Source organism: Pseudomonas sp. NBRC 111131 (assembly GCF_001320525.1).
GTDB classification, from domain to species: Bacteria; Pseudomonadota; Gammaproteobacteria; order Pseudomonadales; family Pseudomonadaceae; genus Aquipseudomonas; species Aquipseudomonas ceruminis.
In genome coordinates this window covers 26,022-49,523 of sequence record NZ_BCBH01000009.1, presented here as the reverse complement: position 1 = coordinate 49,523, position 23,502 = coordinate 26,022, and the positions used below count along the sequence as shown (strand labels likewise).

25 protein-coding genes are annotated in these 23,502 nt (G+C 63.3%); 22 read left to right on the top strand and 3 right to left on the bottom strand.

What is annotated here, in order from left to right:
* Positions 1–128: 128 nt before the first annotated feature.
* The 7 genes from APH34_RS10950 to murB are packed head-to-tail and all read left to right on the top strand — an operon-like array spanning position 129 to position 4,674.
* Positions 129–764, top strand: coding sequence for a MotA/TolQ/ExbB proton channel family protein (locus tag APH34_RS10950; protein ID WP_016391244.1), 636 nt, complete (start codon positions 129–131; stop codon positions 762–764).
* Positions 761–1,195: a biopolymer transporter ExbD gene (locus APH34_RS10945; protein WP_054901178.1), complete on the top strand. Its 435-nt coding sequence runs from the start codon at positions 761–763 to the stop codon at positions 1,193–1,195. Before APH34_RS10950 ends, APH34_RS10945 begins: the two co-directional genes overlap by 4 nt.
* Positions 1,195–2,205 (top strand): tetraacyldisaccharide 4'-kinase, encoded by a 1,011-nt coding sequence (lpxK, locus tag APH34_RS10940; protein WP_054901177.1) that lies wholly within the window; start codon positions 1,195–1,197, stop codon positions 2,203–2,205. The genes APH34_RS10945 and lpxK overlap by 1 nt, the downstream gene beginning before the upstream one ends.
* Positions 2,206–2,247: 42 nt before the next feature.
* Positions 2,248–2,433, top strand: a complete 186-nt coding sequence (locus tag APH34_RS10935) for a Trm112 family protein (RefSeq protein WP_003247142.1) — start codon at positions 2,248–2,250, stop codon at positions 2,431–2,433.
* Entirely contained in the window at positions 2,430–3,194 is a 765-nt protein-coding gene (gene kdsB / locus APH34_RS10930; RefSeq protein WP_054901176.1) for a 3-deoxy-manno-octulosonate cytidylyltransferase, read from the top strand. Before APH34_RS10935 ends, kdsB begins: the two co-directional genes overlap by 4 nt.
* Positions 3,194–3,658, top strand: a complete 465-nt coding sequence (locus tag APH34_RS10925; protein ID WP_054901175.1) for a low molecular weight protein-tyrosine-phosphatase — start codon at positions 3,194–3,196, stop codon at positions 3,656–3,658. Before kdsB ends, APH34_RS10925 begins: the two co-directional genes overlap by 1 nt.
* Positions 3,655–4,674 (top strand): UDP-N-acetylmuramate dehydrogenase, encoded by a 1,020-nt coding sequence (murB, locus tag APH34_RS10920; RefSeq protein ID WP_054901174.1) that lies wholly within the window; start codon positions 3,655–3,657, stop codon positions 4,672–4,674. The genes APH34_RS10925 and murB overlap by 4 nt, the downstream gene beginning before the upstream one ends.
* Before the next feature lie 110 nt (positions 4,675–4,784).
* Here the strand turns inward: murB and rne are convergent, their stop codons facing one another.
* Positions 4,785–8,063: a ribonuclease E gene (rne, locus tag APH34_RS10915; RefSeq protein WP_177337023.1), complete on the bottom strand. Its 3,279-nt coding sequence runs from the start codon at positions 8,061–8,063 to the stop codon at positions 4,785–4,787.
* A gap of 809 nt (positions 8,064–8,872) precedes the next feature.
* Between rne and rluC the strand changes: the two genes are divergently transcribed.
* The 3 genes from rluC to APH34_RS10900 are packed head-to-tail and all read left to right on the top strand — an operon-like array spanning position 8,873 to position 11,505.
* Positions 8,873–9,829 (top strand): 23S rRNA pseudouridine(955/2504/2580) synthase RluC, encoded by a 957-nt coding sequence (gene rluC, locus APH34_RS10910; RefSeq protein WP_054901172.1) that lies wholly within the window; start codon positions 8,873–8,875, stop codon positions 9,827–9,829.
* A gap of 3 nt (positions 9,830–9,832) precedes the next feature.
* Positions 9,833–10,513 carry an HAD family hydrolase gene (locus tag APH34_RS10905; RefSeq protein ID WP_054901171.1) on the top strand — a complete coding sequence of 227 codons (681 nt, stop codon included), beginning with the start codon at positions 9,833–9,835 and terminating at the stop codon, positions 10,511–10,513.
* 2 nt (positions 10,514–10,515) lie between these two features.
* Positions 10,516–11,505, top strand: a complete 990-nt coding sequence (locus APH34_RS10900; protein ID WP_054901170.1) for a S49 family peptidase — start codon at positions 10,516–10,518, stop codon at positions 11,503–11,505.
* Between the two features lie 16 nt (positions 11,506–11,521).
* On the opposite strand, the gene APH34_RS10895 is transcribed toward APH34_RS10900, so the two are convergent.
* Positions 11,522–12,100: a nucleoside triphosphate pyrophosphatase gene (locus APH34_RS10895; protein ID WP_054901169.1), complete on the bottom strand. Its 579-nt coding sequence runs from the start codon at positions 12,098–12,100 to the stop codon at positions 11,522–11,524.
* 96 nt (positions 12,101–12,196) lie between these two features.
* Between APH34_RS10895 and APH34_RS28615 the strand changes: the two genes are divergently transcribed.
* The 12 genes from APH34_RS28615 (at position 12,197) to APH34_RS10835 (ending at position 22,035) form a co-directional block, all read left to right on the top strand.
* Positions 12,197–12,724 carry a YceD family protein gene (locus APH34_RS28615; RefSeq protein WP_012313431.1) on the top strand — a complete coding sequence of 176 codons (528 nt, stop codon included), beginning with the start codon at positions 12,197–12,199 and terminating at the stop codon, positions 12,722–12,724.
* Positions 12,725–12,737: 13 nt separating this feature from the next.
* A complete protein-coding gene (rpmF, locus tag APH34_RS10885; RefSeq protein ID WP_054901167.1) occupies positions 12,738–12,920 on the top strand; it encodes a 50S ribosomal protein L32 in 183 nt (60 codons plus the stop codon).
* A 3-nt stretch (positions 12,921–12,923) separates the two neighbouring features.
* Positions 12,924–13,934, top strand: coding sequence for a phosphate acyltransferase PlsX (gene plsX, locus APH34_RS10880; RefSeq protein WP_082422773.1), 1,011 nt, complete (start codon positions 12,924–12,926; stop codon positions 13,932–13,934).
* Positions 13,935–14,061: 127 nt separating this feature from the next.
* Positions 14,062–15,000: an ACP S-malonyltransferase gene (gene fabD, locus APH34_RS10875; RefSeq protein WP_054901166.1), complete on the top strand. Its 939-nt coding sequence runs from the start codon at positions 14,062–14,064 to the stop codon at positions 14,998–15,000.
* A gap of 18 nt (positions 15,001–15,018) precedes the next feature.
* Positions 15,019–15,759, top strand: a complete 741-nt coding sequence (gene fabG / locus APH34_RS10870; RefSeq protein WP_054901165.1) for a 3-oxoacyl-ACP reductase FabG — start codon at positions 15,019–15,021, stop codon at positions 15,757–15,759.
* A 203-nt stretch (positions 15,760–15,962) separates the two neighbouring features.
* Positions 15,963–16,199 (top strand): acyl carrier protein, encoded by a 237-nt coding sequence (acpP, locus tag APH34_RS10865; RefSeq protein WP_054901164.1) that lies wholly within the window; start codon positions 15,963–15,965, stop codon positions 16,197–16,199.
* Positions 16,200–16,373: 174 nt separating this feature from the next.
* Positions 16,374–17,618 (top strand): beta-ketoacyl-ACP synthase II, encoded by a 1,245-nt coding sequence (gene fabF, locus APH34_RS10860; protein WP_054901163.1) that lies wholly within the window; start codon positions 16,374–16,376, stop codon positions 17,616–17,618.
* Positions 17,618–18,433, top strand: a complete 816-nt coding sequence (gene pabC / locus APH34_RS10855) for an aminodeoxychorismate lyase (RefSeq protein ID WP_054901162.1) — start codon at positions 17,618–17,620, stop codon at positions 18,431–18,433. The genes fabF and pabC overlap by 1 nt, the downstream gene beginning before the upstream one ends.
* A gap of 4 nt (positions 18,434–18,437) precedes the next feature.
* Complete coding sequence (gene mltG / locus APH34_RS10850; RefSeq protein WP_054901161.1) at positions 18,438–19,601, top strand: endolytic transglycosylase MltG; 1,164 nt, start codon at positions 18,438–18,440, stop codon at positions 19,599–19,601.
* Positions 19,602–19,610: 9 nt separating this feature from the next.
* Complete coding sequence (gene tmk, locus APH34_RS10845; protein WP_054901160.1) at positions 19,611–20,243, top strand: dTMP kinase; 633 nt, start codon at positions 19,611–19,613, stop codon at positions 20,241–20,243.
* Positions 20,236–21,222 carry a DNA polymerase III subunit delta' gene (locus APH34_RS10840; RefSeq protein WP_054901159.1) on the top strand — a complete coding sequence of 329 codons (987 nt, stop codon included), beginning with the start codon at positions 20,236–20,238 and terminating at the stop codon, positions 21,220–21,222. The genes tmk and APH34_RS10840 overlap by 8 nt, the downstream gene beginning before the upstream one ends.
* A gap of 30 nt (positions 21,223–21,252) precedes the next feature.
* Positions 21,253–22,035 (top strand): TatD family hydrolase, encoded by a 783-nt coding sequence (locus tag APH34_RS10835; RefSeq protein ID WP_054901158.1) that lies wholly within the window; start codon positions 21,253–21,255, stop codon positions 22,033–22,035.
* 279 nt (positions 22,036–22,314) lie between these two features.
* Here APH34_RS10835 and APH34_RS10830 read toward each other — a convergent pair whose 3' ends face one another.
* Positions 22,315–23,448, bottom strand: a complete 1,134-nt coding sequence (locus APH34_RS10830; RefSeq protein WP_054901157.1) for an aminotransferase class V-fold PLP-dependent enzyme — start codon at positions 23,446–23,448, stop codon at positions 22,315–22,317.
* Positions 23,449–23,502: the final 54 nt, after the last annotated feature.

Here is a 23,502-nt window from a genome sequence, read left to right as displayed (position 1 = left end):
CGGTCTACCCACTGAGCGCGGTGCAGTACCGGCGAAGGTACCGGTCGGTGAATTCCCTGACCTCCGGCAGATGAGCCCCCCGCACGCCTATGGTAGAGTGGCGGCCTTTTTCCGAAGGGGCATTTAACGTGTGGGAATTGGTCAAGTCCGGCGGTTGGATGATGCTGCCGATCATTCTGAGCTCCATCGCTGCCATGGCTATCGTCGTCGAGCGCCTGTGGACCCTGCGCGCCAGCCGCGTGACCCCGCCGCACCTGCTGGGCCAGGTCTGGATGTGGATCAAGGACAAACAACTCACCAGTGACAAGCTCAAGGCCCTGCGCGCCGACTCGCCGCTGGGTGAGATTCTCGCGGCGGGCCTGGCCAACTCGCGCCATGGCCGCGAGATCATGAAAGAGTGCATCGAAGAGGCTGCCTCACGGGTCATCCATGAGCTTGAACGCTACATCAGTACCCTCGGCACCATTGCCGCCATGGCCCCGTTGCTCGGCCTGCTGGGCACCGTATTGGGCATGATCGATATCTTCAGCGCCTTCATGGGTTCGCAGATGACCGCCAACGCGGCAGTACTTGCCGGGGGGATCTCCAAGGCGCTGGTCACCACTGCCGCGGGTTTGATGGTCGGTATTCCGGCGGTGTTCTTCCACCGCTTCCTGTTGCGCCGCATCGATGAACTGGTGGTAGGCATGGAGCAGGAGGCAATCAAGCTGGTGGAAGTGATCCAGGGCGATCGCGAAGTCGAAGTGGCCGGAGGCAAGGCGTGAAGTTCCGGCGCAATCGCCAGCGGGAGAACGTCGACATCAACCTGGCGTCGTTGATCGACGTGGTGTTCGTTCTGCTGCTGTTCTTCGTGGTAACCACGACATTCACCCGCGAGACGCAGCTGCGGGTCGAGTTGCCGGAGGCAGCTAGCGCCGAACAGCCGTCGGCCGACCAGGACAAGCTGGTGGAGGTGACCATCAGCGCTGATGGTGTGTATTCGGTGAATAATCACCTGCTGCCCAAAAGCGACCTGGCCACCTTGACCGAGGCGATCGAGCGCGAGTCCGGCGGCGACAACACGCTGCCCTTTGCCATCAGCGCCGACGGCAAGACGCCGCACCAGGCCGTGATCACCGCAATGGATGCTGCCGGCAAGCTCGGTTTCAGCCACCTGCGCATGACCACTGTCGAGGCGGCCCAGGGGACTCCTTGATGGCGTTAGCCGACCGTCTGCTCGCTGCTTGGTACGCGGGGCATCCGGCCCTGGCGGTTCTGCGTCCCCTGGAGGCCCTGTACCGCCGGGTGGTGACGCGCAAGCGCAACCGCTTCCTCAGTGGCCAAAGCGCCAGCTACCGTGCTCCGGTGCCGGTCATCGTGGTGGGCAACATCACCATTGGAGGTACCGGCAAGACGCCGATGATCCTTTGGCTGATCGAGCATTGTCGGCGTCAGGGGCTGAAAGTAGGTGTGGTCAGCCGTGGTTATGGTGCCAAGCCACCGCAGTTGCCCTGGCGTGTGCTGGCACAGCAGAGCGCTGAGCAGGCGGGCGACGAACCCTTGCTGATCGTCCAGCGCACCGGCGTACCGCTGATGATCGACCCTGACCGTTCCCGCGCGGTGCAGGCGCTGCTGGCCAGTGAGCCGCTGGACTTGATTCTGTGCGACGACGGCATGCAGCACTATCGCCTGGCGCGCGACCTGGAACTGGTGCTGATCGACGCCGCGCGTGGCTTGGGCAATGGCCGGTGCCTGCCCGCCGGGCCGTTGCGGGAGCCGGTCGAACGCCTGCAGGCGGCTGATGCGGTACTGTTCAATGGTGCCAGCGCCGATCGGCCCGATGGCTTCGCCTTCCGCCTGCAGCCCAGCGCCCTGGTCAACCTGCGCAGCGGCGAGCGCCGCAGCCTCGATCTGTTCCCGGCGGGCCAACGCCTGCACGCGGTTGCCGGCATCGGTAATCCACAACGTTTCTTCAATACCCTGCTGGGGCTAAACTGGCAGCCAGTACCGCATCCGTTCGCCGACCATGCGCACTTCAGCGCCGAGCGCCTGGCGTTCAGCCCGCCGTTGCCGCTGGTCATGACCGAAAAGGATGCGGTGAAGTGCCGGGCCTTCGCCGCTGATGACTGGTGGTACCTGGCTGTCGAAGCGCAGCCTACGGCTGCCTTCAGCGCCTGGTTCGACAGCCAGTTGCAACGCCTGCTGGCTGCGCAGCGAAAGCCCTGAGCCCTTTTCTACGTTCGGCCACCTGGCCTCAAGGAAGCTTCCATGGACACCAAACTGCTCGACATCCTGGCCTGCCCGATCACCAAGGGGCCGCTCAAGCTCAGCGCCGACAAGACCGAGCTGATCAGCAAGGGCGCAGGCCTGGCTTACCCCATCCGTGATGGCATCCCGGTGATGCTGGAAAGCGAGGCGCGCACCCTGACTGACGACGAGCGCCTGGACAAATGAGCCTGAACTTTACCGTGGTGATTCCCGCCCGCCTGCGCTCCACGCGCCTGCCGGGCAAGCCGTTGCAATTGATTGCCGGTAAACCGATGGTCCAGCACGTCTGGGAGCAGGCGCGTAAAAGCGGTGCAAGCCGTGTGGTCATCGCCACCGATGATCAGAGCATTGTCGAGGCCTGCCAGGCGTTCGGCGGCGAAGTACTGATGACCCGCGCCGACCATGAGTCCGGCACTGACCGCCTGGCCGAAGTGGCCGCGCATCTGGGCCTGCCTGCCGATGCCATCGTGGTCAACGTTCAGGGGGACGAACCGTTGATCCCGCCGGTGATCATCGATCAGGTCGCGAACAACCTGGCCGCTCATCCCGAGGCTGGTATCGCTACCCTGGCCGAGCCGATCCATGCACCGGAAACCGTTTTCAACCCCAACGCGGTCAAGGTGGTGAGCGACAAGAACGGCCTGGCCTTGAGTTTCAGCCGTGCACCGCTGCCCTGGGCGCGCGATGCCTTCGCCAAGGACCGCAACCAGTTGCCGCAGGGCGTGCCGTATCGCCGTCATATCGGTATGTACGCCTACCGTGTCGGGTTCCTTCAAGACTTCGTCAGCTGGGGCCCTTGCTGGCTGGAGCAGGCCGAAGCGCTGGAGCAATTGCGTGCGCTGTGGCACGGCGTGCGCATCCACGTGGAAGACGCCATCGAGGCGCCAGCAGTGGGCGTCGACACCCCCGAAGACCTGGAGCGCGTAAGGCGCTTGTTGGAGGCCTGATGCGCGTCCTGTTCGTGTGCCTGGGCAACATTTGCCGTTCGCCGACCGCCGAAGGTGTACTGCGCCATCAATTGCAAGCTGCAGGCCTGGCTGAGCGGGTTCACGTGGCGTCTGCCGGTACCGGTGACTGGCATGTGGGCAAGGCGCCTGACAGCCGCACCTGCAAGGCGGCGCTGGCGCGCGGTTATGACTTGTCGCGCCAGCGTGCCCAGCAGGTGAAGGCGGCGCATTTTGCCGAGTACGACCTCATCCTGGCGATGGATGAAAGCAACCTGGGCCACCTGCGTGCCATGCGCCCGCAGGCCGCGGTCGGCGAGCTCGACCTGTTCCTGCGCCGCTACGGCGCTGCCCTCGATGAAGTGCCAGATCCGTACTACGGTGGCGCAGAGGGCTTCGAGCAGGTGCTGGACCTGATCGAGGCGGCCTGCCGCGAGCTGGTCGTGGAAATCAAGGGGCGGCTATGACGGCGAGCTGGCAGGAGCACGTATCGCTCAAGCCCTACAACACCTTCGGCATCGATGTGAAAGCCCGCTACTTCACCCAGGCGCACAACGACGGTGAGGTGCGTGAAGCATTGGCACAGGCGCGCGAGCGGGGCGTGGCGGTGCTGGTGATCGGTGGCGGCAGCAACTTGCTGCTGACCCGTGACGTCGATGCGTTGGTGTTGCACATCGCCAGCCGGGGCCGCCGTGTGGTGAGCGATGAAGCGGGCCGAGTGGTGGTCGAGGCTGAGGCGGGTGAGCCTTGGCACCCATTCGTGCAATGGTCGCTGCAGCAAGGCTTCTGCGGCCTGGAAAACCTCAGCCTCATCCCGGGAACCGTGGGCGCTGCGCCGATGCAGAACGTCGGTGCGTACGGGGTCGAGATCAAGGACGTGTTTGCCGGGTTGACGGCCCTTGACCGGGAGACCGGCGCGTTGCGTGACTTTGGCCTGGAGCAATGCGCTTTTGGCTACCGCGACAGCCTGTTCAAGCGCAGCCCAGGGCGTTGGTTGATCCTGCGTGTACGGTTTGCCTTGAGCCATACGCTACAGGCCCACCTGGACTACGGCCCGGTGCGCCAGCGTCTGGTGGAGCAGGGTGCCCAGCCGCCGACCGCGCAAGCGATCAGTGATGCCATTTGCAGCATTCGCCGTGAGAAGCTGCCAGACCCGGTTGAACTGGGTAATGCCGGGAGTTTCTTCAAGAATCCGGTCGTACCCGCTGATCGCGTGGCGCGCATTCGCGCTGAGCATCCAGGCGTGGTGGCCTACCCCCAGGCGGATGGCCAGATGAAGTTGGCGGCGGGATGGTTGATCGAGCAGGCGGGGTGGAAGGGGTTTCGCGATGGCGATGCCGGGGTGCACCGTTTGCAATCGCTGGTGCTGGTCAATTATGGCCAGGCGAGCGGTGCTCAATTACATGGCTTGGCCCAGCGTATCCAGGCGGATATTCAGCAGAAGTTTGGTGTTGAGCTGGAGATGGAGCCCAACCTGTACTGACTTCAGGGTTTTCATCGCCTTTCGCGGGTACTTCGGCAAGGTCAAATAGCCATCCATGAAAAAGCCCCGCCAGTGCGAACTGGCGGGGCTTTTTCATTCAGCCGTGGCTATCAACCGTGATGAGGCTTGTGCTCATCGGCAGCTTCCAGCACTGGCTCGCCCGTAGCGGCGGCCGCTTCCTGCGCAGCCTTGGCAGCTGCTTCGGCTTCATGCTTGCGGCGACGCACTTCACGTGGGTCGTTAGGTGCGCGGCCGTTTGGCAGCATGACAGTCGGCGCTTCCACTACTGCCGGGGCTTCGGCCGGGGCCGCCTCGACAGCCACGGGCGCTGCTTGGGCAACGACCGGGGCGAGATCAGCGACCACTGCTGGCTCGGCTTCGACCACAGCGGCAGGCTGCTCAATCGACGCTTGCTCGACAACCACTGGCGCTTTCTCGGCTTCACCGGCTTCGACGGCGGGTGCTTCGACCGACGTTTCGGCAACCACCTGCGGCTCGGCCACAGGGGCTGGCTCGGCGGCTGGCTGGGCGGCGGCTTCGATTACCGGCTCGGCAGTGGCTTCAACCACCGCGAGCGGCTCGCTGACTGGCTGCTCGACCACTGTGGCGATAGCGAACGCCTCGGCCTGTGCTTTGACCTGTTCTTCCGCTTGCGCGACAACTTCAACCTGCTCGGCCGGCTGAGTGGCTTCGCTGTTGTCGGTAACGGTAGCGTCGGCGGTGGCGCGCTCGGCCTGCTGGTTGGCTTCAGCCTCGGCGTCGGCACTGATGTTGCTGGTGGCCACTGCGGCGGTGACGGCCAGGCCCGCAGCCAGTTCGGCACCCAGCTCGGTGGCCTGGTGCTGTTGCGGCTGCTCGTCGCTGCCTTCGTCTTCGCTGCCTTCGATCAGCTCGCCATTGGCATTGCGTTGGCGCTCACGACGGTTGCTGCGGCGACGCTGCCCGCGGGAGCGGCGACGCGGACGCTCGCCATCGGCGCCTTCCTGCTCGTCCTGCAGCAGCTCTTCGTTCGGCAGTTGCTCTTCGGCAAGCTCCGCAGCCTGCTCGGCGGCCTGTTCGGCTGCGCGAGGCTGACGCTCTTCGCGTGGTGGGCGAGGCTGGCGTTCTTCGCGAGGGGCGCGCTCTTCACGTGGCGCACGCTCTTCGCGCGGTGCGCGTTCTTCACGGGGGGCACGCTCTTCACGCGGTGCGCGTTCTTCACGGGGGGCACGCTCTTCACGAGGTGCACGCTCTTCGCGAGGTGCACGTTCTTCACGTGGTGCACGTTCTTCGCGAACTACACGCTCTTCGCGAGGTACGCGCTCTTCACGCGGCTGGCGCTCTTCGCGGGCTACCGGTGCGGCATCGAGAGGCTCGCGCAGTTCGCGTACGCGCTCCTCGCGGTTGCCGCGACGGTCTTCGCGGGGCTGGCGCGGAGCACGTTCTTCACGCGGCGCGCGCTCTTCGCGTGGTGCACGCTCTTCACGGGGTGCACGTTCTTCGCGTGGTTGACGCTCTTCACGCGGGGCACGCTCGGCGCGTTCTTCGCGCGGCTTGCGCTCTTCGTCACGGCGCCCATTGCGGTTGCGGCTTTGCTGGCGGCCGTTGCGACGCTCTTCGTTGCGCTGGTTGCGCTCGGTGGCCGGCTTCTCGGCGGCGACCACGGGGGTGGCGGCAGGTTCGTCCTTGCCGGCGAACAGGCTGACCAGCGACTTCACCAGGCCTTTGAACAGGCTTGGCTCCGGTACGCTTGGAGCAGGCGCTACCGGCGCGGCAGGCTGCTGCTCTTCGGCTGCGCTCGGCGCTGGGGCATTGGCGCGGGCCGGGGCTGTCTTGACGGCGGCCTCCTGGCGAACCAGGGTGCGGGTGGCGGTCGGCTGTAGCGGTTCCTCGGCTTCGGCGGCGGCGATCTCGTAGCTGGACTGGTTGTTCAGCACTTCCGGGTTGTCGTCGCGCAGGCGCTGGACTTCGAAGTGCGGGGTTTCCAGGTGATCGTTGGGCAGAATGATGATGCGCGCACGGGTGCGCAGTTCGATCTTGGTGATCGAGTTGCGCTTCTCGTTGAGCAGGAACGCGGCCACCGGGATCGGTACCTGGGCACGCACTTCGGCGGTGCGGTCCTTCAGGGCCTCCTCCTCGATCAGGCGCAGGATGGCCAGCGACAGCGACTCGACGTCACGGATGATGCCGGTGCCCGAGCAGCGTGGGCAGACGATGCCGCTGCTTTCACCCAGCGATGGACGCAGGCGCTGACGGGACATTTCCAGCAGGCCGAAGCGCGAGATGCGGCCAACCTGGACGCGGGCACGGTCGGCCTCGAGGCATTCGCGCACGCGCTCTTCGACGGCGCGTTGGTTCTTCGCCGGGGTCATGTCGATGAAGTCGATGACGATCAGGCCACCGATGTCACGCAGGCGCAGCTGGCGGGCGATTTCCTCGGCCGCTTCCAGGTTGGTCTGCAGTGCGGTTTCCTCGATGTCGCTGCCCTTGGTGGCACGCGCCGAGTTGATGTCGATGGAGACCAGGGCCTCGGTCGGGTCGATTACGATCGAACCGCCGGACGGCAGGTCGACGACGCGCTGGAAGGCGGTCTCGATCTGGCTTTCGATCTGGAAGCGGTTGAACAGCGGTACGCTGTCTTCGTACAGCTTGACCTTGCTCGCGTACTGCGGCATCACCTGGCGGATGAAGGTCAGGGCTTCTTCCTGGGCATCGATGCTGTCGATCAGCACTTCGCCGATGTCCTGGCGCAGGTAGTCGCGGATGGCGCGGATGATGACGTTGCTTTCCTGGTAGATCAGGAACGGCGCGGCGCGGTCCAGGGACGCTTCCTTGATGGCGGTCCACAGCTGCAGCAGGTAGTCGAGGTCCCACTGCATTTCTTCGCTGCTGCGGCCAAGGCCGGCGGTGCGCACGATCAGGCCCATGTCGCCCGGCACGGTCAGGCCGTTGAGGGCTTCGCGCAGCTCATTGCGCTCTTCGCCTTCGATGCGGCGGGAGATGCCCCCGGCGCGCGGGTTGTTGGGCATCAGCACCAGGTAGCGGCCAGCGAGGCTGATGAAGGTGGTCAGGGCGGCGCCTTTGTTGCCGCGCTCTTCCTTCTCGACCTGGACGATGACTTCCTGGCCTTCGCTCAGGACTTCCTTGATGTTAACGCGGCCTTCAGGGGCCTTCTTGAAGTACTCGCGGGAGATTTCCTTCAGCGGCAGGAAGCCGTGACGTTCGGAGCCGAAGTCGACGAAGGCGGCTTCGAGGCTAGGCTCGATCCGGGTGATCTTGCCTTTGTAGATGTTGGCCTTTTTCTGCTCACGCGCGCCGGACTCGATGTCCAGGTCGTAGAGACGTTGGCCGTCCACCAGGGCTACACGCAACTCTTCGGGTTGAGTTGCGTTAATCAGCATTCTTTTCATGTTGTACCGTCGGTTTCCGGGCTGCCGGAAACGGCGTGCGGCACACACGACTTCTCATGGTCGGTGCCAAGGTGCGCAAAGGGTGGCCGGGCCACCCCCGTGTCGAGCAACGTTCGGCACCAGCCGGTTACCCAGCCTGCCGTTGTCGCGACGACGCGTCCTGTTTGCTGCGGTGCCAAGAGGCCCCTGCGGTATCTGCAGAGATATCCGAATCGATATCCGAATCAACCCAGCAGGCCTCGTGCACTCAGTCAGGAGGAGGAATCAACCGTCAGCCGTGGACGCCCGGGGGCATCTGTTCAGGACCTTATCCGCTCGCCGGCCATTCACTGGGCCGGTGGCCGGACGCGGTGCTACACGGTCCGAGGGCTGTGCATCTCCACCCTGCACGTATCCCTGATAATTCGGGTGCTGCCGCGCGCTGAATCCGCAACGGGTTGCATTTTTCGCCAGCGCAGATTCTGGGCTGGCGCCATTCATGTCCAAGGCAGGTATTTCCGAAGCATTCGCCGGGCGTTGCGTGGAAGCGACGGGCGGGCAGAGGTACAGCGAAAAGAATCGGGTAAGCAGGTGAAACACCGCACTTGTCGTTTTTTTTCGGTCTTCTCTACACAGCGCTGGTGGCGATTCCAGGCAATTCGGTAAACTGGCGAAAACCCCGTAGGACGGCCTCGCGTCCTGGAGAATTGCGTAGGTCAGGGACCGGCTAAGGGCCTGGTGCCGCTGGCCTGCCGCTTTTGGCGGCGTTCGCGACTATAGCAGTAATGATTAAGTGCTTCAATTCCATAAAAAATTGTTATGATCCCGCCATGACGACCAATACCCCTCCGACTTCCGGCGTTCAGCTGATCGAAGTCGCGCCGGAACTTGCCGGCCAACGCATCGACAATTTCCTCATCACGGCGCTCAAGGGCGTGCCCAAGACGCTGGTTTATCGCATCCTGCGCAAAGGCGAGGTGCGGGTCAACAAGGGCCGTATCAAGCCTGAGTACAAGCTGCAGGCCGGTGACATCGTGCGCGTGCCGCCCGTCCGCCTGCCTGAGCGCGACGAGCCGGCGCCGGTCGCCCAGGGGCTGCTGCAGCGCCTGGAAGCGGCCATTGTCTATGAAGACAAGGCGCTGATCGTGATGAACAAGCCGGCCGGCATCGCCGTGCATGGTGGCAGCGGCTTGAGTTTTGGCGTGATCGAGGCGTTGCGCCAGTTGCGTCCGGACGCCAAGGAGCTCGAGCTGGTGCATCGCCTGGATCGTGACACTTCCGGCCTGCTGATGATCGCCAAGAAGCGCAGCATGCTGCGCCACCTGCATGCCGCGCTGCGCGGTGATGGCGTCGACAAACGCTATATGGCGTTGGTGCGCGGTCACTGGCCAACCTCCAAGAAGCAAGTCAACGCGCCGTTGCTCAAGAGCAACCTGCGCTCGGGTGAGCGCATGGTCGAGGTCAACGATGAGGGCAAGGAGGCGCTGACCCTGTTCCGTGTGCTGCGCCGTTTCGGCGAGTTCGCCACCATCGTCGAGGCGCGCCCGATCACGGGGCGCACCCACCAGATCCGCGTGCACACCTTGCATGCCGGGCACATGATCGCCGGTGACAGCAAGTACGGCGACGAAGATTTCAGCCGCGAGATTCGCGAGCTGGGCGGCAAGCGCCTGTTCCTGCATGCCTATGCCCTGACCGTGCCGCTGCCTGATGGCGGTGAGCTCAAGCTTGAGGCGCCCGTGGATGAAGTTTGGGCAAAAACCGTGGAGCGCCTGAGTGCGTCCTGATTTATGACAAAGCGCTACGAGCTTCTGATCTTCGATTGGGATGGCACGCTGGCTGACTCCATTGGCCGTATCGTCGAAGCCATGAACGCCGCGGCCGAGCGTGCCGGTGAGGCGCCGAGCCGCGACGAGGCAGTCAAGGGCATCATCGGTCTGGCCCTCGGTGAAGCCATTGCCACCCTCTATCCTCATCTGGACGCCGTGCAGGTCGAGGTCTTTCGCCAGCACTACGCCGATGTCTACATGGCGCTCGATCAGCAGCCGTCGCCACTGTTCGAGGGCGTGGTCGAGTCGCTGGACGCTTTCAGGAGTGAGGGTTACCGCCTGGCGGTCGCAACCGGCAAGGCGCGTCGCGGGCTGGATCGGGTACTCAGGGCCAATGGCTGGGAAGGCTTTTTCGACATCACCCGCGCAGCCGACGAGGCGCGTGGCAAACCCCATCCGTTGATGCTCGAGCAAATCCTCGGCCATTGCGGCGTCGAACCTGGGCGTGCGCTGATGGTCGGAGATTCGGCGTTCGATCTGCAAATGGCCAGCAATGCCGGCATGCATTCGGTGGCGGTGGGGTATGGTGCCATGCCGTTGCAGGCGCTGGCCGAGTTCGGCCCGCAGGTTTGCATCGATCATTTCTCCCAGTTGCGCGAGTGGCTGGCAGGTTCCACGCAATTCCAATTCCAAGGTAGGTGAGCATGGCTGACGAGTGGAAGGCCCCTGAGTCCGAACCCGATGAGCGCGAAGAGCGCAAGAGCTGGAAGCTTCTGGAGAAGACCCTGCTGGCAGGGGTGCAGGAGCAGCGCCGGTCGCGGCGTTGGGGGATATTCTTCAAGCTGCTCACGTTCGTCTACCTGTTCGGCCTGCTGGTGCTGTTCTCGCCGCTGATGGACATGGACAAGGCCGCCTCGCGCAGTGCCAACCACACGGCGCTGGTCGAAGTGCGCGGGGTTATTGCCGACCAGGAGGCCGCCAGCGCCGACAATATCGTCAAAAGTCTGCGCGAGGCATTCAAGGACGCCAAGACCAAGGCAGTGGTCATGCGCATCAACAGCCCGGGCGGCAGCCCCGTGCAAGCGGGCTATGTGTATGACGAGATCCGTCGGCTGCGCGGTGAGCACCCGGACATCAAGCTGTATGCAGTGATAACCGATCTGGGGGCTTCTGGCGCTTATTACATCGCCAGTGCGGCCGATGAAATCTATGCCGACAAGGCCAGCCTGGTGGGGTCCATCGGTGTCACAGCGGCCGGTTATGGCTTCGTCGGCACGATGGAGAAGCTAGGGGTGGAGCGGCGCAGCTATACCGCTGGCGAACACAAGGCCTTCCTGGATCCGTTCTCGCCAGAAAAGCCCGAGGAAAAGGCGTTTTGGCAGGGCGTGCTGAATACCACGCACCAGCAGTTCATCGCCATGGTCAAGCAGGGGCGGGGTGACCGCCTGAAGGACAAGGAGCATCCAGAGTTGTTCAGCGGCCTGATCTGGACCGGTGAGCAGGCCAAGGCGCTGGGGCTGGTCGATGGCCTGGGCAGTGCCAGCTATGTGGCGCGTGAGATCGTGGGAGAGAAGGAGCTGGTCGACTTCACTGTTCAGGAGTCGCCGTTCGATCGCTTCTCCAAGCGCATCGGTGCCAGTGTGGCTGAACATCTGGCCCTGTACATGGGCTTCCAGGGGCCTACCTTGCGTTGAGGCCCCCCGTGTGATCTCAGGGGATCGTTACGCCTTCTGAGCTCAGCATGTCCACCAGTCGAATCAGCGGCAGCCCGATCAGGCTGGTGGCATCGCACCCATGCGTGCTCTGGAACAGGCTCACTCCCAGCCCCTCAGCCTTGAAGCTGCCTGCGCAATCCAGCGGCTGCTCCGCTGTCACGTAGCGCTCCACGCGCGCGCGGTCCAGTTCCCGCATCGTCACGGTAAAAGGTACGCAGTCGACCTGGCATTGCCCCGTGGCAGTGTTGAGCAGTGCCAGCCCGGTGAGGAAGGTGACCTGTTGGCCGCTCGCTTCGAGCAACTGTTCGCAGGCGCGTTCGAACGTGTGTGGCTTGCCAAGGATCTGTTCACCCAGTACGGCGACCTGGTCGGAGCCGATGATCAGGTGTCCGGGGTGGCTGGCTGCCAGTGCCTCGGCTTTTTCCCGGGCGAGGCGGCGAACCAGGTCGACGGCTGGCTCGTCACCCTGGCGCTGTTCGTCTATGTCGGGGCTTGCCCAGGTGAAGGGCAGGCGCAGGCGCGCAAGCAGTTCGCGCCGGTAAGTGGAGCTGGAAGCCAGCAACAAAGGCAGCATGGTAGACTCCTGGTCAGTTGAACCTGATTCTAACATGTGAGATGCCGCCGAATTTCCTTTGACAGGGGCGGGGGGCATCCCTAGAATGCTGCGCCTATGTTGAATGACCCGATTCCACCTCACGTTGACCCGCGCAAATTAGCCGATCGTGGCGTAACCCTTAACGGTTCGCTGCAACTCGCTGATTTGGAAAGACTCTGCGACCCGCTTTCCGACAATGTCGGTACGGTGCAGGCGAAGTTCGATTTTGAACGAGATGAACAGCACGTGGTGGTTATCCACAGTGAGCTGGATGTCGAGGTCAAAATGGTTTGCCAGCGTTGTCTTGAGCTGGTCACCCTGCCGATTCACAGTGAATGTACATACGCTGTGGTGAAGGAGGGTGCGAATACCCAGTCGTTGCCGAAAGGCTATGACGTGCTGGAACTGGGCGAAGATCCTTTGGATCTGCAGGCCTTGATCGAGGAGGAGCTTCTGCTCGCCTTGCCCATCGTGCCTGCTCATCATCCGGAAGAATGCCAGCAGCCGGCGGGCGCAGACGAGCCCGAATCGAGCAAGGACGAGGTATCGCGGTCCAACCCGTTCAGTGTTTTGGCGCAGTTAAAGCGTGACCCAAACGTTTAGGAGTTAATCAATTATGGCTGTTCAGCAGAACAAAAAATCCCGCTCTGCCCGTGACATGCGCCGTTCGCACGACGCCCTGTCGGAAAACGCGCTGTCGGTAGAGAAAACCTCCGGTGAAGTACACCTGCGCCACCACGTTTCGCCAGAAGGCGTATACCGTGGTCGCAAAGTGGTCGACAAGGGCGCTGACGAGTAATCCTTGTCCGCTCAGATCATCGCGATCGACGCAATGGGCGGGGACTTCGGTCCCCGCAGCATTGTCCAGGCTAGCATTGCCTGCCTTTCGGCTACCCCCTCGCTGCACCTGACCCTCGTCGGTCAACCCTCCCTCCTTGAAGATCTCGTCAGCGGCCTTGCGGCTGCGGATCGCGCGCGCCTGCAGATTGTCGCGGCCAGTGAGGTGATCGGCATGGACGAGCGGCCGTCCCAGGCGTTGCGCGGCAAACCCGATTCGTCGATGCGCATTGCCCTGGAACTGGTGCGTGATGGCAAGGCTCAAGCCTGCGTCAGCGCCGGCAATACCGGTGCGCTGATGGCGCTGTCGCGTTTTGTGCTCAAGACCCTGCCGGGTATCGATCGGCCGGCCATGGTGGCGGCCATCCCGACTCAGGTAGGGTATTGCCAGTTGCTCGACCTGGGCGCCAACGTCGATTGCAGTGCCGAAAACCTCTACCAGTTTGCCGTGATGGGCTCGGTGGCCGCTCAGGCCCTGGGGGTTCATCGTCCGCGGGTGGCGTTGTTGAACATCGGCACCGAGGACATCAAAGGCAACCAGCAGGTCAAGTTGGCCGCTACGCTGCTGCAGAATGCCCGGGGCCTCAATTATGTCGGCTTCGTCGAAGGTGATGGGCTGTATCGAGGTGAAGCCGACGTCGTGGTGTGCGACGGCTTTGTCGGCAATATTCTGCTCAAATCCAGTGAAGGCCTGGCGACCATGATCGGTGCGCGCATCGAGCAGTTGTTCAAGGGCGGCGCCTTGGCCCGTATAGCCGGTGCCATGGCCATGCCACTGCTCAGGCGCCTACAGGCCGACCTGGCACCGGCGCGGCATAATGGCGCAAGCTTTTTGGGGTTGCAGGGCATCGTCATCAAGAGCCACGGCTCGGCAGGGGTCCAGGGGTTCCAGAGCGCCATTCAACGGGCGTTGATCGAGATTCAGGAGAACCTGCCCCAGCGCCTGCACGGCCGCCTCGAAGACCTGTTGCCTTAGGCGTATCGCCGATGAAGTGCTTAAATGTGACCGTTTGGTCTGTGTTTCCATCCAACTGTTCAGATTCCGCGTCCAGCCTCGTGCTCGGCGCGCCCTATCCGACGACAAGATCATAAGGGCTTGTTCAATGTCTGCATCCCTCGCATTCGTCTTCCCGGGTCAAGGTTCCCAGTCTCTGGGTATGCTCAAAGAGCTCGGCGCCGAGAAGCCAGTGATCGTCGAGACCTTCAAAGAAGCGTCCGATGCTCTGGGTTACGACCTGTGGAAGCTGGTCCAGGAAGGTCCGGAAGAACAACTCAACCAAACCGACAAGACACAGCCTGCCATCCTCACCGCCTCCATTGCGCTGTGGCGCCTGTGGCTGGAAGAGGGCGGTGCGCAGCCGGCATTCGTGTCCGGGCACAGCCTGGGTGAATACAGCGCTCTGGTCGCTGCCGGCAGCCTGGCGCTGAAAGACGCGGTCAAGCTGGTAAAGCGTCGTGGTGAGCTGATGCAAGAGGCCGTGCCGGCTGGCCACGGTGCCATGGCCGCGATCCTCGGCCTGAGCGACGACGATGTGAAAGCCATCTGTGCCGAAGCGGCCGAAGATGAAGTGGTCAGCGCTGTTAACTTCAACTCTCCGGGCCAGGTGGTCATTGCCGGCAACGTCGCAGCGGTCAACCGTGCCATCGAGCTGTGCAAGGCCAAGGGCGCCAAGCGCGCCTTGCCGTTGCCGGTCAGCGTGCCGTCGCACTGTGCATTGATGAAGCCGGCCGCCGAGCGGTTTGCCGACGACGTCAACGCCATTGAATGGAAGGCGCCGCAAATCCCGGTGGTGCAGAACGTCACGGCTGCCATCGCCGCCGACCTCGACACCCTCAAGCAGGACTTGCTGGCGCAACTTTACCAGCCCGTGCGCTGGGTCGAGTGTGTGCAGACCCTGGCCGCCAACGGCGCGGTCAACCTGGTCGAGTGCGGCCCAGGCAAAGTCCTGGCTGGCCTGAACAAGCGTTGCGCCGAAGGCGTGACCACCTACAACCTCAATACCCCTGACGCCGTCGCCGCCACCCGTGCGGCGCTGGCCTGAATTTTTGGAGATGCTTGCATGAGCCTGCAAGGTAAAGTTGCATTGGTGACCGGCGCCAGCCGTGGTATCGGCCAGGCCATCGCCCTCGAGCTCGGCCGCCAGGGCGCGACCGTGATCGGTACGGCCACTTCGGCTTCTGGTGCCGAGCGCATTGCCGCTACCCTGAAAGAACACGGCATCGCCGGCACCGGCATGGAGCTGAACGTGACCAGCGCCGAATCCGTGGACGCGGTATTGGGCGCCATCGGCGAGCAGTTCGGCGCACCGACCATTCTGGTCAACAATGCCGGCATCACTCGTGACAACCTCATGCTGCGCATGAAGGATGACGAGTGGTTCGACGTGATCGATACCAACCTGAACAGCCTCTACCGTTTGTCCAAGGGCGTGCTGCGTGGCATGACCAAGGCGCGTTGGGGTCGTATCATCAGCATCGGTTCGGTCGTCGGCGCCATGGGTAACGCTGGCCAGGCCAACTACGCGGCCGCCAAGGCAGGCCTGGAAGGCTTCAGCCGCGCCTTGGCGCGTGAAGTAGGCTCGCGTGGCATTACCGTCAACTCGGTAACCCCTGGCTTCATCGACACCGACATGACCCGCGAGCTGCCTGAGGCGCAACGCGAAGCCCTGCAGACCCAGATTCCGCTGGGCCGCCTGGGCCAGGCCGACGAAATCGCCAAGGTGGTTTCCTTCCTGGCATCTGACGGCGCAGCCTATGTCACTGGCGCTACCGTGCCGGTGAACGGCGGGATGTACATGTAAAACCGCAACTCAATGTGACGGATTGCTTAAAAAAAGAGTCATACTGCGAGCCTAAAATCCGTTATAAAGCTGCAACCAGATTCCAGGCAGGGGGCCAGGTCACTAAGCCGAAGGTGCGTTGAGCTTGAAAAGCGAACGTCTTTCTATAAACTTGGTCACCGGCCAGCTGCCTGACATATGTCCATTAGGAGTGAAAACTAGGTATGAGCACCATCGAAGAACGCGTCAAGAAAATCGTCGCCGAGCAACTGGGCGTCAAGGAAGAGGAAGTGACTAACGAGAAGTCCTTCGTCGATGACCTGGGTGCCGATTCGCTTGACACCGTTGAGCTGGTGATGGCTCTGGAAGAGGAATTCGAGACCGAAATCCCTGACGAAGAAGCCGAGAAGATCACTACCGTTCAAGCTGCCATCGACTACGTCACCAGCCACCAGGCCTAAGACGCTTTAGTCGACGCTTCTTGTCGAGAAGAACCGCACTGCCTTTGCCGGCGTGCGGTTTTTTCTTTGCGAGCTGCGTGCGTCGACCGATCCGCATCGAGAGCTTGTTGCCATTTCATTCCGTTGCCTTGAATGCAATGGCAAGAGACTCTGTTATTAGAAAAGGAGAGTACTGTGTCGCGTAGACGCGTCGTGGTCACCGGTATGGGTATGCTGTCGCCACTGGGTACCGATGTACCGAGCACCTGGCAGGGCATTCTGGCTGGCCGCAGTGGCATCGGTCCGATCGAACACACGGACTTGTCTGCCTACTCCACCCGTTTTGGCGGCTCGGTGAAGGGCTTCGAGGTCGAGCAGTACCTGTCGGCCAAGGAGGCTCGCAAGCTTGACCTGTTCATTCAGTACGGGCTGGCAGCCGGTTTTCAGGCGGTGCGCAACGCCGGCCTGGAAGTCACCGATGCCAACCGCGAACGCATCGGCGTGGCCATGGGGTCGGGCATCGGTGGCCTGACCAATATCGAAGAAACCAGCCGTACCTTGCACGAGCAGGGGCCGCGCCGTATTTCGCCATTCTTCGTGCCGGGTTCGATCATCAACATGATTTCTGGCTTCCTGTCGATTCACCTTGGGCTGCAGGGGCCGAACTACGCCATTGCCACGGCGTGCACCACCGGTACTCATTGCATCGGCATGGCCGCGCGCAATATCGCCTACGGTGAGGCCGATGTGATGATCGCCGGTGGCGCCGAAATGGCGGCGTGCGGCCTTGGCATGGGCGGCTTCGGCGCGTCGCGTGCGCTGTCGACCCGCAACGATGAGCCGGCCCGTGCCAGCCGTCCGTGGGACAAGGGCCGCGATGGTTTCGTGCTGTCTGATGGTGCCGGTGCCTTGGTGCTGGAGGAGTTGGAGCACGCCAAGGCCCGTGGTGCGACCATCTATGCCGAGCTGGTCGGTTTTGGCATGAGTGGCGATGCTTACCACATGACCTCGCCACCGGACAGCGGCGAAGGGGCAGCGCGCTGCATGGCCAATGCCTTGCGCGATGCCGGCATCCAGCCGCAAGAGGTCAGTTACATCAACGCCCATGGCACCTCAACCCCGGCTGGCGATGTCGCCGAAGTTGCGGCGATCAAGCGTGTGTTTGGCGACCACGCCTACAAGCTGGCGGTCAGCTCGACCAAGTCGATGACTGGCCACTTGCTGGGCGCGGCCGGTGCGGTCGAGGCGATCTTCAGTGTACTGGCGATCAACAGCCAGATGGCACCCCCTACCATCAACCTGGATGAACCGGACGAAGGTTGCGACCTCGACTTCGTGCCGCACCAGGCGCGCAGCATGCCGATCGACGTGGTGTTGTCCAACTCGTTCGGCTTTGGCGGCACCAACGGCTCGCTGGTGTTCCGCCGGTTCGCCGGTTGATGCACAGTTGGATCGATGGCCAGCCTGCGACTGCGGTCAACCTGCAGAACCGTGGCCTGGCCTACGGCGATGGCCTGTTCGAGACCATCGCCGTGCGTGCTGGCCGGCCCAGCTTGCTCGAAGGCCATCTGGACCGCTTGGCGCTGGGTTGTCAGCGCCTGGCTATCGACGCCGACCTGGCACTGCTGCGTGACGAAATTTTGCGTTACGCCGCCCAGCTGGGTGAAGGCGTGGCCAAGCTGATCCTTACCCGCGGTGATAGCCAGCGTGGCTATGCCCCGGTGGTTGGCGCCGCACCCCGGCGTATCCTTCAAGGCGGCCCGCTGCCCAGCTATCCTGTCGAGCATGCCGAGCACGGCGTGCGACTGTTTTCCTGCCAGACCCGGCTTGGGGAACAACCCTTGCTGGCAGGCCTCAAACACCTCAACCGCCTGGAGCAGGTGCTGGCCCGTGCCGAATGGCAGGACAGCGAACATGCCGAAGGGCTGATGCGTGACGGGCAGGGCAGGGTAGTCGAGGGCGTGTACAGCAATCTGTTCCTGGTGCGCGACGGCGTGCTGCTGACGGCTGATCTGAGCCGTTGTGGTGTTGCTGGCGTGATGCGCAGTGCCTTGCTCAAGCAGGCCCAGGCGATGGCCATTGCGGTGCAAGTACGTGACGTGGCGTATGACGAGTTGGAGCAGGCAGACGAAGTGTTTGTCTGCAATAGCGTCTACGGTGTCTGGCCTGTGCGTGCAATTGCTGCATTGAACTGGTCGCCGGGCCCACTCACCCGTAAACTGCAGGCCGTTGCCCGTACGTTACTGGATACCTGAATTCGTGAGACGCAAATTCCTGCTGCTGCTGGAAATGGGCTTGATTCTGGCTGGCCTGGCCTTGGGCTGGGCGGCCTGGAAGGTTCATTCAGTGCTGGAGCAGCCCTTGCATGTGACGCAAGAACGCCTGCTCGACGTGCCCAGTGGCACCAACCCTAACCGCATGTTCTACCGCATGCAGAGCGAGGGGTTGCTCGACGACGCCTTCTGGCTGCGCCTGTACTGGCGCTTCAACATGGTGGGCACACCGCTTAAAACCGGTGAATACCGCCTCACCCCCGGCATGACTGTCGAAGACTTGTTCGATGCCTGGCGCCGTGCCGACGTGGTGCAGTACAACCTGACCCTGGTCGAAGGCTGGACCTTCCGCCAGGTCCGCTCGGCCATCGCCAAGCATGAAAAGATCAAGCACACCCTCGACGGCCTAGCCGATTCGGAGGTGATGGACAAGCTAGGCCATACTGGGGTGTTCCCGGAAGGGCGCTTCTTCCCCGATACCTATCGCTTCGTGCGGGGCATGAGCGATGTCGAGCTGCTGCAGCAGGCCTATATGCGCCTGGACGAAGTCCTCGCCAAGGAGTGGGCCGAGCGCACCACTGACCTGCCTTACCGTGACCCTTACCAGGCGCTGATCATGGCCTCGTTGGTAGAGAAGGAGACCGGTATCCCCCAGGAGCGCGGGCAGATCGCCGGCGTGTTCGTCCGACGCCTGCGCCTGGGCATGATGTTGCAGACCGATCCAACGGTCATCTATGGCATGGGCGAGCGCTACAACGGCAAGATCACCCGCGCCGACCTGCGTGAACCCACGCCCTACAACACCTACACCATGACTGGGCTACCACCGACGCCGATCGCCATGGTAGGGCGCGAGGCAATCCATGCTGCGCTCAACCCGTCCGACGGCACCAGCTTGTACTTCGTCGCCCGGGGCGATGGCAGCCATGTGTTCTCCGACGACCTCGACAATCACAACTCGGCGGTGCGCGAGTTTCAGCTCAAGCGGCGCGCCGACTACCGGTCCAGCCCGGCACCGCAGGCGCTGCCGGGTGCAGGCGAGGCGCCGGCGGTAGACCCTGCAGCACCGGGCGAGCCCGCCACGCAGGACTCGGCCCCCTCCGGCGAGCCCGCTCCGGGTGAAGCGCCGGCGCCTGACGAACAACATTAAGGACTGCCTGTGAGCGGCTTGTTTATTACCCTGGAAGGCCCCGAAGGCGCGGGCAAGAGCACCAACCGCGACTACCTGGCCGCACGCCTGCGTGAGCAGGGGTTGGATGTCGTGCTGACCCGCGAGCCTGGGGGCACCCCGCTGGCCGAGAAAGTCCGCGAACTGCTGTTGGCGCCCAGCGATGAAACCATGGCTGCCGACACCGAGCTGTTGCTGGTGTTCGCCGCGCGCGCCCAGCACCTGGCCCTGGTTATCCGCCCGGCGCTGGCCCGTGGGGCGGTGGTGTTGTGTGATCGCTTCACCGATGCCACCTACGCCTATCAAGGCGGCGGCCGCGGTTTGTCAGTGGAGCGTATTGCTGCGCTTGAGCAGTTCGTCCAGGGCGCCTTACGCCCCGACTTGACACTCGTCTTCGACCTGCCAGTGGAAGTGGGCCTGGCCCGTGCGGCTGCGCGGGGTCGTCTGGACCGCTTCGAACAGGAAGGTCAGGCCTTCTTCGAGGCCGTGCGCCAGGCCTATTTGCAGCGTGCCCAGCGTGAGCCGCAGCGCTACAGCCTGCTGGACGCCGCGCAGCCACTGGAGGCCGTGCAACGTGCCTTGGATGCCCTGTTGCCGAGCATCCTGGAGCGTTGCCGTGGCTGAGGCCTACCCCTGGCAGCAGGCGTTGTGGCAGCAGTTGGCCGGTCGTGCCCAGCACGCCCATGCCTATTTGCTGCATGGGCCTCAGGGCATCGGCAAGCGGGCCTTGGCCGAGCGCCTGATGGCTCGGTTGTTGTGCCAGCAGCCACAAGGGTTGGATGCCTGCGGGCAGTGCAAGTCCTGCCTGTTGTTGAAGGCGGGCAGCCACCCGGACAACTTCGTGCTGGAACCAGAGGAGGCCGACAAGCCGATCAAGGTCGACCAGGTGCGCGAGCTGGTGTCCTTCGTGGTGCAGACTGCCCAGCTTGGTGGGCGCAAGGTGGTGTTGATCGAGCCGGTCGAGGCGATGAACGTCAACGCCTCCAACGCGCTACTCAAAAGCCTGGAAGAACCCTCGGGCGATACCGTGCTGCTGCTGGTGAGCCATCAGCCCAGCCGCCTGTTGCCGACCATCAAGAGCCGTTGCCAGCAGGTCACCTGCCCCCAGCCAGGCCTGGCTCAGAGCCAAGCTTGGCTAGCCACGGCGCTGCCCGACAGCGACGAGGCCGAGCGCGCTGAGCTGCTGGCCCTGGCCGCCGGCTCGCCACTGATGGCCGTGAGCCTGCAGGCGCAGGGTGTGCGTGAGCAGCGGGCCCTGGTCACCGACGGGGTGAAGAAACTGCTCAAGCAGCAGCTGTCACCCAGCCAGTTGGCCGAAGCCTGGAACGGCGTGCCGTTGCTGCTGTTGTTCGACTGGTTCTGCGACTGGTCGCACCTGATCCTGCGCTATCAGTTGACCCAGGATGAAGAAGGGCTAGGCTTGGCCGACATGCGCAAGGTAGTGCAATACCTGGCGCAGAAGAGCCGGCAGGCCAAGGTACTCGAGGTGCAGGCGTGGATCCTCGAGCAGCGCCAGAAGGTGTTGGGCAAGGCCAACCTCAATCGTGCCCTGCTGCTGGAGGCCTTGCTGGCCCATTGGTTGCAGCTGCCAGGTGCGCGCTGATCTTTAATTTCCTCATGTGTGCCGTATCCCATGCTCGTAGATTCCCATTGCCATCTTGACCGTCTTGACCTAAGCGCCCATCAGGGCTCCCTCGATGCTGCCCTGCAGGCTGCCCGCGAGCGGGGAGTGGGGCATTTTCTGTGCATTGGTGTAAGTGCCGAGAATGCCGGTGCGGTCAAGGCCCTGAGCGAGCAGTATGCCGATGTCGATTGCTCGGTTGGCGTCCACCCGCTTGACCTGGCGCCGGGTGAAACACCGGCGCTGGAATGGCTGCTGCGCGAGCTGGCGCATCCGCATGTCGTGGCCATAGGCGAAACGGGGCTGGACTATCACTACGAGCCGGAGGCTGCTGAGCTGCAGCAGGCATCGTTCCGCCTGCACTTGGAAGCATCGCGCCAGACCGGCAAGCCGGTGATCGTGCATACCCGCGCAGCAAGGGCGGATACCTTGGCGCTGCTGCGCGAGGCGAACCTGCCCCAAGCCGGGGTGTTGCACTGTTTCACCGAAGACTGGGACATGGCCAAGGCGGCCCTGGACCTGGGTTACTACATTTCGTTGTCCGGCATCGTCACCTTCCGTAATGCCGATGCGCTGCGCGAGGTGGCCCGGCAGGTGCCGGTCGACCGCCTGCTAGTGGAAACCGACTCGCCGTACCTGGCGCCGATCCCGTACCGGGGTAAGCCCAACCTGCCGCAGTACGTGCGTGAGGTGGCGGAATATGTGGCGTCGTTGCGTGGGGTGAGTTACCAGCAGTTGGCCGAGCAGACCACGGCCAACTTCAAGCGGTTGTTCCCCTTGGCCCGTGTGGCCTAAGCCAGCCCGGCGCGGCAAGCTCGGGTGTAGCGGCACCATCGCCGCCGTGGCGGCGGGCTTGTCGGCCGAAAAAAAACCCGGGTTCTGGGGGGGGAATCCGGGTTAAGACCATTAGGAGTAAAACAAAGGTACGCGGTCCCTGAGCACCTTTATCGGCGCGCCACTTGGGGGGGATGCGCCGCGCCAACACTTCAAGTATTGGTCAGGTTTGGCGCAGTGCCAGTGCCTGTTGTACGTTTTTTAAACAGATTTGGAATACGCGCGGCGTCCCTTCCTTCTTCAGCGCATGGCCAAGCGCCTTACCTGCTGGACAGCTTCCTCGATAATCTTCTGGTCGGTATAGAAATGCGGCGAAAACCGCACGCCGGGGCCGCGCAATGCGCAGATCGTGCGTTCGGCGAGCAGGCTGCGATAGAGTTCGGTGCTGTCTTGCCCCGCGACACTGAATGTTACGATTGCAGCGCGGCGGCCCTCGCTGACCGGGCTATGCAGGCGCAGCCCCGGGATGCTCGCCAGCCCTTGCAGCAACTGTTCGACGCGCTGCTGCAACAGCAGGGCGACCGCGTCCATGCCGACGTCCTCCAGCAATGACAGGCTTGCCTCAAGCGCGCAGGCACCCAGCATGTTCGGGCTGCCACACTCGAAGCGTCGTGCGCTACGCGCGGGCTGCCACTGGCGGCGCTCGAAATCTCCCAGGTGTTCAAGCATGTGCCAGCCGTAAGCATGGAGCTTAAGTTGTGGGCGTAGCGCGGCGCGGCAGTAGAAGAGACCCAGCCCCTCAGGGCCCAGCATCCATTTGTGGCCATCGGCCATGGCGAAATCGCACTGATAATGCTGCACGTCGAAGGGCAGCGCACCGATCTGTTGAATGGCGTCGACGCAGAACAGCACATTGCGTGTCCGGCAGCCCGCACCGAGGCGCGCCAGGTCCAGGCGCAGCCCGCTGCCGAACTGCACGGCACTGACCGCAAGCAGTCGCGTGCGCTGGCCACAGGCCGCCAGCAGCGACGCCTCCGGGTCGGCGCCGGCAAGGCTCACCTGAAGCACGTCGACACCGCGATCGGCCAGCGCCTCCCACACCACTCGGTTGGAGGGGAATTCCTCATCGCTGATAACAACCTGGTCGCCGTGTTGCCAATCAAGGCCGAACGCAACCAGCGAGAGGGCCTCGGAGGTGTTCTTGACCAGTGCGATGTCGCCGCGTGAAGGCGCGTTTATCAACCGTGCCAGGCGTTCGCGCAGCCGCCGTTCGGTGGCCAGCCAGGTAGAGTAGTCACTGGCCCCCAGGTGCACATTGGTCTGGGCAAAGCGTGCAACGGCTTCGCTGGCCCGGCGCGGCCACGGCGCGATGGCCGCATGGTTCAGGTAGCGCAGCCCTGGGGCCTGGACGAACTCATCGTGAAACATAGACATGGTTGGATGATCCGTGCAATTTGCTGCAAGTTAGGCATAATAAACCGCTTCAAT